Annotated in this window: 12 protein-coding genes; 7 read left to right on the forward strand and 5 right to left on the reverse strand. The window is 23.7% G+C overall.

Annotation, left to right across the window (positions count from 1 at the left end; all coding sequences use genetic code 11):
• Position 1 precedes the first annotated feature (1 nt).
• Positions 2-415, forward strand: coding sequence for a helix-turn-helix domain-containing protein (locus tag GBG18_RS12035; protein ID WP_152191384.1), 414 nt, complete (start codon positions 2-4; stop codon positions 413-415).
• A 287-nt stretch (positions 416-702) separates the two neighbouring features.
• On the opposite strand, the gene GBG18_RS12040 is transcribed toward GBG18_RS12035, so the two are convergent.
• The 5 genes from GBG18_RS12040 to GBG18_RS12055 are packed head-to-tail and all read right to left on the reverse strand — an operon-like array spanning position 703 to position 3,371.
• Complete coding sequence (locus tag GBG18_RS12040) at positions 703-1,521, reverse strand: hypothetical protein (protein ID WP_152191385.1); 819 nt, start codon at positions 1,519-1,521, stop codon at positions 703-705.
• An 8-nt stretch (positions 1,522-1,529) separates the two neighbouring features.
• On the reverse strand, positions 1,530-2,678 hold the full coding sequence (locus GBG18_RS12045) for a hypothetical protein (protein WP_152191386.1): 1,149 nt from the start codon (positions 2,676-2,678) through the stop codon (positions 1,530-1,532).
• Positions 2,671-2,835 (reverse strand): hypothetical protein, encoded by a 165-nt coding sequence (locus GBG18_RS15360; RefSeq protein ID WP_193311137.1) that lies wholly within the window; start codon positions 2,833-2,835, stop codon positions 2,671-2,673. Before GBG18_RS15360 ends, GBG18_RS12045 begins: the two co-directional genes overlap by 8 nt.
• On the reverse strand, positions 2,825-3,130 hold the full coding sequence (locus GBG18_RS12050; protein ID WP_152191387.1) for a hypothetical protein: 306 nt from the start codon (positions 3,128-3,130) through the stop codon (positions 2,825-2,827). The genes GBG18_RS15360 and GBG18_RS12050 overlap by 11 nt, the downstream gene beginning before the upstream one ends.
• Before the next feature lie 10 nt (positions 3,131-3,140).
• Positions 3,141-3,371 (reverse strand): hypothetical protein, encoded by a 231-nt coding sequence (locus tag GBG18_RS12055; protein ID WP_152191388.1) that lies wholly within the window; start codon positions 3,369-3,371, stop codon positions 3,141-3,143.
• Between the two features lie 390 nt (positions 3,372-3,761).
• Between GBG18_RS12055 and GBG18_RS12060 the strand changes: the two genes are divergently transcribed.
• The 6 genes from GBG18_RS12060 to GBG18_RS12080 form a co-directional block, all read left to right on the forward strand.
• On the forward strand, positions 3,762-5,888 hold the full coding sequence (locus GBG18_RS12060) for a UvrD-helicase domain-containing protein (protein ID WP_152191389.1): 2,127 nt from the start codon (positions 3,762-3,764) through the stop codon (positions 5,886-5,888).
• 138 nt (positions 5,889-6,026) lie between these two features.
• Positions 6,027-6,884 (forward strand): 3'-5' exonuclease, encoded by an 858-nt coding sequence (locus tag GBG18_RS12065; RefSeq protein ID WP_152191390.1) that lies wholly within the window; start codon positions 6,027-6,029, stop codon positions 6,882-6,884.
• Between the two features lie 11 nt (positions 6,885-6,895).
• The gene (locus tag GBG18_RS15365) at positions 6,896-7,072 is read left to right on the forward strand and encodes a hypothetical protein (RefSeq protein ID WP_193311138.1); all 177 of its coding nucleotides are present in this window, start codon (positions 6,896-6,898) and stop codon (positions 7,070-7,072) included.
• 1,207 nt (positions 7,073-8,279) lie between these two features.
• The gene (locus tag GBG18_RS12070; protein WP_152191392.1) at positions 8,280-9,287 is read left to right on the forward strand and encodes a WYL domain-containing protein; all 1,008 of its coding nucleotides are present in this window, start codon (positions 8,280-8,282) and stop codon (positions 9,285-9,287) included.
• Entirely contained in the window at positions 9,284-10,684 is a 1,401-nt protein-coding gene (locus GBG18_RS12075; protein WP_152191394.1) for a S1C family serine protease, read from the forward strand. Before GBG18_RS12070 ends, GBG18_RS12075 begins: the two co-directional genes overlap by 4 nt.
• A partial coding sequence (locus GBG18_RS12080) for a leucine-rich repeat domain-containing protein (RefSeq protein ID WP_193311140.1) occupies positions 10,681-11,112 on the forward strand: 432 nt, incomplete at its 3' end. The genes GBG18_RS12075 and GBG18_RS12080, both read left to right, overlap by 4 nt.

The following is an 11,112-nucleotide window of genomic DNA, read 5'->3' on the forward strand; positions in this document are numbered from 1 at the left end:
TATGCCTACAATAACTATTAAATTAGATCTTTCATCTGACTTACAATATCGTATTGATAAAAAATTCAAAAATAAAAAGAAACCTTTAGAAGAATATTTATTAGAACTTATTGAAAATGACTTTGCGCCTATTTTTCAGTTTGAACATGAGTATTATTTTAATTCATCATCTAATAAACTTTTCCATAAAGAACAAGAAATTGAATTAACAAAGCTTGAAAAGAAGTTTTTACTATACTTACTATCTAATCAAGATAAATTTTGCTCAATTGAAGATATCAAAGAAAATGTCTGGGAAGGTAAAAACATGAGTATTTTTACAATGAGAAATATGATAAAGAATATAAGAGAAAAAACATATTATCAACTAATCAGAAATAAGTCTAATCATGGATATAAAATAGTTATCAAATAAATACCAAATGGGAGTGTAAAAAAATCTGTGTCAGTCTGATATAATAAATATTATAAGGATTGATATAGATGGAAGAGAAGAAACAATTTGATTTTAATGAATCAAAGTTCCAAAATTTAGAGGTTATTGATCCTATTTACAAATCATTACTTTAGAATTTAATATTCTATCAGTCCTGCTCAAAGTTTTGGATATTTTCTTCTATATTATTTGCTTCATTTCATTGAATCGTTATAAAATCGTATCTTGATATATATTTTCATATAACCATAATTATATTTAATACTCTACTTCAATTTATTTGTATTAATAAAAGAGTTTTTATTTTTTATTTTTATTTCAATTAACTTATGTGTTTCTGGATAAAGAGCAGGTTTAATACTACGAAAATAATCTTCAATTGCAATTAAGCTATTATTTCTATGACTATAAAATATCTTCTTCAATTGAGTGTCGTTTTCTCTATCTATTTCTTTTAAAAATTTTAAAAATGCCATTTCATATTCTTTCCAATATTTATCAATAGCAAAGAGATGATTTTGAATATATTCATAATTAATATTAACTTCAAACTCTTCTTTATATTGTATAGGATAAAGAAGCTCAATAATTTTATTATAGTTAACCATAATATTTTTTATTTCAAAATCCACTTCCAAATATTCATCTAGTTCATCTGTTAATATAAATATTAATATTTCTTCAAAAATAGATAATTCATCCCATATAGTTTTTACACTACATATATTAGAATAACAATAATCAGCAAACTGCTTTAACTTTATATTTTCTTCAATATATTTTATATATTTATCATCTAAATTCATTATTAATTTGTCATCAATATTATATTTTTTTGATATTTCTTTTAATAAATATTCAATTCTTTTTTTTCTTAATTCATTTCTTGTATGTACTGAAGTCGTTTCACAACTGATTGAATAATGGTTTCTACCATCACATAAAGCTGCTAATTGCTTATCTGTAAAGTTATAATCACCTACTGATGTTTTAGGATTATAATCATTAACTATTTCTTCTATAAGTTTATTGTTTCCAAAAAGAAAAAGAATTGGGCAGATCATTAATAGTAATATTTTAGTCATTATTTTTCCTATTCACTTTTATCTTCTATGATACTTGTCCATATTTTTATAATATCATTATAAAAATGGGAAGGACAATGCTTATTAAATAAATATTTTGAAAATCTTTTTCTGAATTCATATAGAATTTCAGAATCTGTATGATAACTCAAAGAATAATTATATAACATATCTAAGAAGTAAGCAGGTTTTTTTCTACTTTCAGTTAACAAATATAAATAATTAATTGTAAGTATTTTTTTAAATTCCTCTAGTGATTTATCATCAAATAACTTATAGATTTGAAATAATAATACTTTATGTTTACAATCATCTCTGTGATTTACTTCCATTTCATTTGCAATAGTCTTAAACATGTCATTTTTAAAATTTAATTTGTGTTTAATAGAACAATAAATATCATATTTTATTAGTGTTGCATGATAATCACTTGTAACGGCTGAAAAAGTAGATTGTATAGTATATTCATTAATGATAAGAGCCATAAACTTATATTTTAAACTCTCTATAATATTAATTGTAGATTGTTCAAGTTCATCATTTAATGCATATGCCCAACCTAAATCTGAATTATCTTCACATATATTTCTAGCTTCTGAATTTTCAGTGTTATTTTTATTCTTAACAAACTCAATAAGACTATGACTTTTACATATAAATTTTATCATGCCATTTACATCAATATTTATAAATTCTTGTTCATTAATATGCAATATATTCTTTAAAGCTTCCAATATTTGTGTTTTTTTTAATGTATTGTTTATATTTAATTCAAGTGATATTGAAAAAACTTTTGGTTTCTTATTCTTTTTATAAGTTTCATGTTCAATATCAATTATATTCTCTTTAATTTTAGTTATCTCTTTTTTAAGTATCTCATTAATATTAGTATAGTTTAATTCATCATGTAAATTTACTACTTCTATGTCTAACTTAACTTGATGAATTTGCTTTCTAACAAATAAACATTCAATAAAGATACTTAAACATAATGAATATAAAATGGAAGTAAAAAAACTTAGACTTATATTTTCAAAAAAATAATAAAAAGCAAAATATAAAAGGACTGCTATTATAAGCGTAACAGAAACTGTATCAACTAATAATGTAGTTAATGCTTGAGATATAATTTTGGATTTTCTTTGTTTGCTATTCATATAAACTCCATAAATAATATGAAGATACTCTTTTATATATTATGTTTTTATTAACTTCCTCTATAGCTTTTTCTCTAATATGAGAGTCATATTTATTTTCAACACTATTTAAACCATTTTTTATAGACTTAATAGCCTCATCTAATTTATTTTGCATCATTTCTCTTTGTCACATTCAGTTGTAAGATTTTTTCTTCTAAAGCTATTTGCTTTTGTTCTTTTCTTAATTCTTGAATTTCATCTGCAATAGCATTCGAAATCTCTTTTTTAACTTCCCATGCCATACCAAGTGCAGTAGGTGTATTCTTTACTACAAATTTTGTACTACACCATAAAAAAGATGATATAAACTTTGTAATAGACCATACTATTTGTGTCTTTGTATTTTTATTTATATTCATAATCGATATATCTTTTACATACTTATTTCCAATTCTTTTTTTTGAATCCATTTTCAATCCTTTAAAATAATCCACCAGTTAATACTGTTAGAGCTATACCAACACCAATACCTGTACCAACTTTTTTTCCATCACTTTTTAATTTTTCTATTTCCATTTCTAAAAGTTCATTAAATTTTCCACTTGTTATATCAGTTCTATCAATACCTTGCTTATTTAGTTTTTTAAGAAGATTACTTTCCGTCATCTTTCTTACATTTTTATCAAACTCATTTTGTGTATCATTGAACATTTTTGACTCCTTGATTGATTGTTGGAAAATTATAATTTATTTAATGTACATATATTGTCTATAATAAAAATTAATTATTTATGATGAGATTTAAAAGTAATTAAAATTTAACTTATTAGCTCAACTTTACAATATAAAGAAATAGATATAATTTATTAAAATATTATAAAAGATAGTGAGTTTTATTTTTCTAGGACAAGATATGGGAATTTCATCTGATAGGATTTAATAAATTTAGAATAAGTAACAAGGATATAAAAAATGGCGATATTTGAGAAAACAGAAACATAGATATAGAGCGAATACAGATAAACTTATTGATTTAGATTTTATAGGGTGCTATAAAAAAGATGAAAAAATAGATTTAAATAAAATATTAGGAAAATATTAATGACTGAAGAAATACAACAAATATATACAGAGATAAACACATTAGATAATTCATTAATAAAAAATGAAAATAAAGCAAATGAACTTAGAAAGTCTTTTGAAAAGTTATTAAAGTTAATATTAGGCTATGATCCATCAGAGTCTAAAATAACTTTACATGATATGATAAATGAGTACGCTACTAAACAACAAAAATACAATTTACAGTATATTTGTCATAATCTAAGGAAAGATTTAAATCAATGGTCACACGATACACCAAATAAACTTACTGATATTGAATTAAATGATTATATTGTCAGATATAAAAATATAATACAAGCTATTAGTGGTTTAGACAATATACTAAAAAAAGAAGATATTCAATCATTTTCATTAGAACTACTTACTTTAAATGAAAAACAAAAAAATGCTATTACGTCACAAAGTAAAATTACCCTAGTAAATGCAGGTCCAGGTACTGGTAAAACACATTTAACTGTAGGAAGAATTTTAAATGAGTTAAATACAAATAGTACAAAAAAGATTTTTGGATTATCTTTTACGAATAAAGCATCAGAAGAACTTGGACACAAGATTGATGACAAAATCTTTTTAACTAATTTAGCAGATACAAAAGATAATATTTTTACGGGGACTATTCATTCATTTGCCTTGTACTTTATTCAAGAGTATTTTGAATTTAATCAAAAAGAATTTGAATTTATTATTATTGATGATACTGAACTCCAAGATATAAAAGATGAATTTCAAAATAACACTAATGAAATATCTGATTATCTTAAAGAGAATAAAATTTTAACATTTGATATGATTATAGACATGTTTTTAAATACAATTAAAAATAATGATAAATTTAAAGACTTTTTATCAAATAAAGTTGATGAAATTATTATAGATGAAGCTCAAGATTTAGATAAATTACAATATGAGATACTATATTTACTTTATTCAAATATTAAAAATATAAAATTATTTTTTGTAGGTGATCAAAGACAAAATATATATGCTTTCAAAGGTGGTTCACTCAATAATATTATGGAGTATTTTAATAATGAAAAAGATTTTAGTTATATAGAACTAGAATATAGTTATAGATGTCCACAAAATATTTTATCTTTTGTTAATAAATTCAATTTTAATGACTGCAAGAATCCTTCTCTTTCTAATGCAGTTAATAATAATGGTAATAAACTCATTCTAAATGAATTTGAAAACAAAGAAGAAGAAGCTAGTTGGATAGCTAAACAAATAATCACTAAAAAATCAGAAGGTGCAAAATTAAAAGATATAGCAATAATTTGGTCAAATACATTTTATTTTCAAGAAATTTTAGAAACTTTTAATAACTACGAAATATCATTTAAAGTATTTGGTGGTCAATATATATTAAGTCCATATATTAAGCTTTTAAGGCTTGTAATAAATTTAATAAATACAAACAATAATTATGTACTTAAATCTATTCAAAACTTTTGGATAAATACAGAATTAAATGGTGAAAATATAGATGATATTTTAGTTCCCCTATCCGATATGGATTTTAGTAAAAAAGAGAGTTATGAAAAATTATATAAAATTTTAAAGTTTATTAAATTAAAACAATCTATAGAAGTAAGTGTGATTGATATTATCTCTGATTTTATATCTTTGGTGGATAATGAAAGAATGTTTGATGATAAAGTTATAGAAGAGTTTAGTGCTTTAAAACTAATAATAGAAAATGATTTACTTTTAGATAACTATGATAAATTTAAATTATCATTTTCACCAAATCATCCAGAATTAGGGCAATTTTATTCAAGAAGTGATGAGATAGTACAATCTGAATATGAAGATAGTAATGATTTTGTAACGGTCACTACAATTCATTCAGCTAAAGGATTAGAGTGGGATAATGTAATTATCCCTGGTATGGCTCAAGATTCATTTCCTAGATGGTTTTCAGATGAAAAAATAAAACAAGAAGAGTTACCAAATGAACTAAAAAAATTTTATGTAGCTTGTACACGAGCTAAGACAAATCTATATTTTACAAGACCAAAAAATGTTACTATAAAAAGTAAAAAAAATGGACAATACTATACATTTCCTAGAGATGTATCTTTATTTGTGAAAGGTTTATAGAAAATGGAAAGAGATGAACATATATATGTTTATTTGTCTGATTTAGGGTTGACACATTAATATGAATCATCATATTATTATGAAATAAACTAATATGTAGATATTACTATTCAAAAACAATACAAAATAGAGGAAAATATGAATAAACTTATAATATTCGATACTGAAACAACAGGGTTAAGTGAGGAAGATAAAATAATACAAGTAGGTGCAATAATATCTGAACTTGGAAATAACGAGCATATAGAGAAATATGATGAATTATGTTCAACTGAGATACCTATAAAAATAGAAGCTATGTCTGTACATGGTATTAGGCAAGTAGATATAGATAATAAACCTTTATATAGAGATACTAGCTTTAAAAAAACGATTGATGCTTTAAATAGTAATGAAAACTATTTAATTGCACATAATTTAGATTTTGATTTAAATATGCTTACAAAAGAAGGATTTATAAATCAATACAAACTTATAGATACTTTACAATGTGCAAAACATCTGTATGAGATAGGTGATGATATAAATGGATATAAAGTACCAAATCATAAACTACAAACATTTAGATATATGTTATTAACTCAAGAGGATGAAGAAAAAGAAGCTGAAAAATATGGTGTAGAAATAAAAGCACATGATGCTATTGGTGATGTTGTAATATTAAAATTATTTTTATTAAAATTGTATTTTAGAGTGAAAGAAAAATTTAATATAAGTAACTCTATAGAAATATTTGACAAAATGGCAGAATTAACTAAACTACCTGTAGAAGTTAAAATTATTAATTTTGGTAAGCACAATGGCAAAACACTAGTAGAGATAGAATCAATAGATCCGGGTTGGATTGATTGGTTGCATAGAGAACAACAAAAACAAAAAGATAGTAATGATAGTAAATTTAACAAAGATTTATTTTATACATTAGATAAGTTAAGACAAAATAGAGATATCAATTTAGCAAATAATGGATATGATTCAAGTGGAATCAAATTTTAGGAGATTAAATAATGAGAGATACAAATACAAAACCAAATGAACCTTTTAATCCAGAACAAGAGAAAATAGAATATGAAGAATATAAACTTAAAGAAAATGATGTTGAATATAAGGGCGAGCAAGTTCAACTTAATTATAAAAAAAACACTCTAAATTCTGATAATACCAAAAAAATGCCAAGAAAATAATATTCAAATTGATATGTCTAAAAAATATAATCTATATAAAGTTTTATACTTAAATACTATGGTTTTATTTTAAGCTCATCATTTTTATACTTATCATTACTTGGAGTACTGTATGATATTTTATATTATAAAAATTTAAATATTAATATCTTAAATTATTCAAATACAGAAGATTTTATTTTTAGTTGGTTAAGAAATGATAGTGGTTTATATTTCGCATTTGTATTAATTATAATTATATTATTGTATTACATAGCACATATTAGTAAAATTACAAAAAGGGTTAAAAATATAAAGTTAACTTCTTTTTTAGAGACTATTCTAGATAAGCCTATTATTACAATATTGTTACTAACCTTTGTTTTTACATTGCAATCTGCACATATAGATTCAATAAGTTTAAAAAATGATTATTAAGAATTTCATTATAATTTAATACTAAATAATGCTCAAGATAAGAATAATTATATATTAGTAGCATCAAGAAGTAATTATTAGATATATATAAAATAAAGAGATTTTAATACTTCCTATTAATAATATTGTTTCAATACAAAAAGTCAGAAATAAAACTTCTAAAGATATCCGTGATTAGGACTGGAAACTATTTTTAGAAACACCTATATTAAAAAGTATTAAATTATTGATGAATAAAAGTAGAACACTTTATGAAGATATCTCCAGATAACCAAGATTGATATGAGAACTAATCTAATAAAAAAGGTGAATGTAAAATAAAACTAAATAAAGACTAATATGATACTACATTTTCTATTTTTTAATGTTAAGGATGGATACTTTTTTAGCTGTAAATGAAGATAAAGAGATGATATGCAATAACTTTTACCAAGTATAACTAATGCTAAAAAATAAATCTAATTACAATATGACTATATTAAACCATACAATACCTATATTTAATAATAAAGAAGACTACAGTTAAATTTGAAAAAGAACATAATAAATTTTAAAAATAATTATATAAGTAGGACTAAACAATGTTACACAGAAAGAATAAGATGAAACATCTCCATATAAAAAAGAAATGAGACAAATGGAAGAAGTTTTGGTAATAGTCTATGTAATTTAAATATAATGAAAAGATAGAATAAGAGGTAGAAATTAATAATTTTAATAGGACAAAATATGTCCATCTCTTAATATATACTTCTGTAATATAAAAAACAAAACCTCAAAAAGGTAATAAATGGAATCAAATCAAACAACAAGAGTATTAGACCTTTTAAAAAGATTTAACAACAATGAAACAGTATGTATCGATAAAATTATAGAAGAAGCATCTTGTGATGCTCAAGATCATATTCCAAATATATGGCTAAACTCTAAAAACAAACCAGTAGCTGATAAAACTATTAGAAGAGTTTTAGATGTTCTAAAACCATACTTTAACTTTGAACTAATTCGTGGTGGTAAAGGTGAGAAAGGTTGCTATAAAGCAGTAACAAAACAAGCCTTTGACAATTTTATGAATCCTGAAACCTTGTCACTTATGGCACTTACTTTTAGCATGGCTAGCAAAAGTGAACTTTTTGAGAATTTTGATTTAGATGATAATGATAGAAAAATTATTGAAAAAGAGTTGAAAAATGTAAGTAAAGTCTATGAATTTAAAAATAAACCATTTGAAACAACAAAATCTGATAAAAATATTTTGAAAGTTTTAGAGCATAGTATAAAGTTTGGTAAATGTATTATTATTGAATATCCAGAAGATGGAAATATGATTAAAATAGAAGTTAAACCATATAGAATAGTTTTTATGAATGAAAATTTCTATTTAGCTTGTGAAGTTGAACATGAAGATTATATGTTAACTATGTATAGAATATCTAAAATAAATACAATAGAAGAGACAAAAAGAACTTTTCAAAAAAATAGAGAATTAAGTGAATTTATAAAAGATATTCAAACACCATTTGCCGCTTATGTACCTGATTATAAAAAATTTTTAAAAGATGTTTTACTTGAAGTAGATAGTAGCAAAGCAAGTTTCTTTAAAGCAAAAAAGCACCTAAAATCTCAAGACATTATTGAAGAAAAAGAAAATGGCAATATCATTGTTAACTTCAAAGTTACACAAGAGAGGGAAGTAGAATCACTCATAAAAAGTTGGTTGCCATATATAAAAGTAATAAAACCAATCTCATTAAAAGAGAAAATTAAAAATGAATTAAAGGAATACCTAAAACAATGAGAACGTTAATAATTTTATTCCTAACAGCAGTAATAGCCCTATCATCAAATTTACCAACAAACTCTATAGTTAAACTTCATACATCAGCTTCAAGTTCAAACTATAAATACCCTTGGCAAACAAGTAAAATACTAAGATATACAGGTTCAGGTGCGATAATTGATGGTAATAAAATATTAACATCAGCACATGTTGTAAGTGGAGCTAGATTTTTGGAAGTCCAAAAAGAGAATAATCCTAAGAAATATATTGCAAATGTGAAATATATATCTCATCAAGCAGATTTAGCAATTGTAGAAGTTGAAGATAAAACATTTTTTGATGATACAAAACCTTTAAAATTTAATTCAAAAGTAAAACCTAGAGATGAAGTTACAGTATTAGGCTATCCAGTAGGTGGTCAAACTATTTCAACTACAACGGGTATTATTTCAAGAATTGAATATATTAGCTATGTATGGAGTAGTGAATATCTTTTAGCAATTCAAGTTGATGCAGCGATTAATAGTGGGAATAGTGGTGGTCCCGCAATTGATAAAGATGGTAATATTATAGGTATTGCTATGATGACTTTAAAAAATACTAATAATATCTCTTATATTGTTCCCTCTATTATTATAAATACATTTTTAAAAGATATTGAAGATGGAAACGTTGATGGTTTTGGAGAAGATGGATTATCAATTAATTATATTAGAAACGATAGTGTTAAAGAATACTATGGATTAAAAGATGATAAAGGTGTTTTAATCACAAAATTAGAATATGGAGTAAAGAACTTCAAAGAAAACGATATTTTACTTGAAATTGATGGAAAAACAATAGCAAATGATGGAACTATTGATTCACAATTTGGAAGAGTAAATACTACACTACTTATGCATGAAAAACAAATAGGTGATACTATTGAAGTAAAAGTACTAAGAGATAAAAAGATTATCTCATTTACGCATACTATAAAAAGATTATCTCCTCTTATAAAAAAAGAATTTGCAAAAGAAGCTAGATATTTTATATTTGGTGGATTAGCATTTACTCCACTTACAAAAAACTATATGTCTGCTATATCAAATAAAGCAAGTGGAATTGATATGCTTTTTTATAATAAGGGTAAAACAAAAGAGTTTACAGAAGCAGTTATTTGGATGCAAGATATATTTCCTCATAAAGTAAATAGAGGATATAGATCTGCTGCTTATGTTGTTAATACTGTAAATAATATAAAAGTTAAGAACTTTAATCATTTCATATCTTTGATTGATAATCTAAATACTAAGTTTGTAGTAATAGAGACTATTGAGAAACAAAAAGTCATTTTAAATGTAAAAGATGCAAGAGATAGTTTTAATGATTTAAAGAAAATATATTATTTGAATAGTGATAGGAGAATAAAATGAAAAGTGATCATTTAATAGATAATTCAAACGATTTAAATTGGTTTGAAGATATTTGTAAATGGGCTAATAAATATGATTTAGATCATGAAGAGTTTCCAAGAGATAAAACCTTACTAGAAAATATGATTCAACTTGAAATTTGCAATGAAAACATAATTGAAATTCCACCCCAAATAGAACATTTATCAAAACTACTTGTGCTTATGACTTGCGATAACAATATAAAAGAGATACCTAAAGAGCTTTTTAATTTAAAATCACTATGTATGGTGAGTTTTTCAAATAACAAAATATCAAAAATTCCCGATGAGATAGAGCATGTAAATATATTCTATTTAGATATATCAAATAATCCAATCGAAGAACTACCACTAGTAATCTATAAGAAAAAAAGAATAAGTACTTTATTTTTACACAATACAAATATT

This window comes from Poseidonibacter ostreae (assembly GCF_009208075.1).
Taxonomy (GTDB): Bacteria; Campylobacterota; Campylobacteria; order Campylobacterales; family Arcobacteraceae; genus Poseidonibacter; species Poseidonibacter ostreae.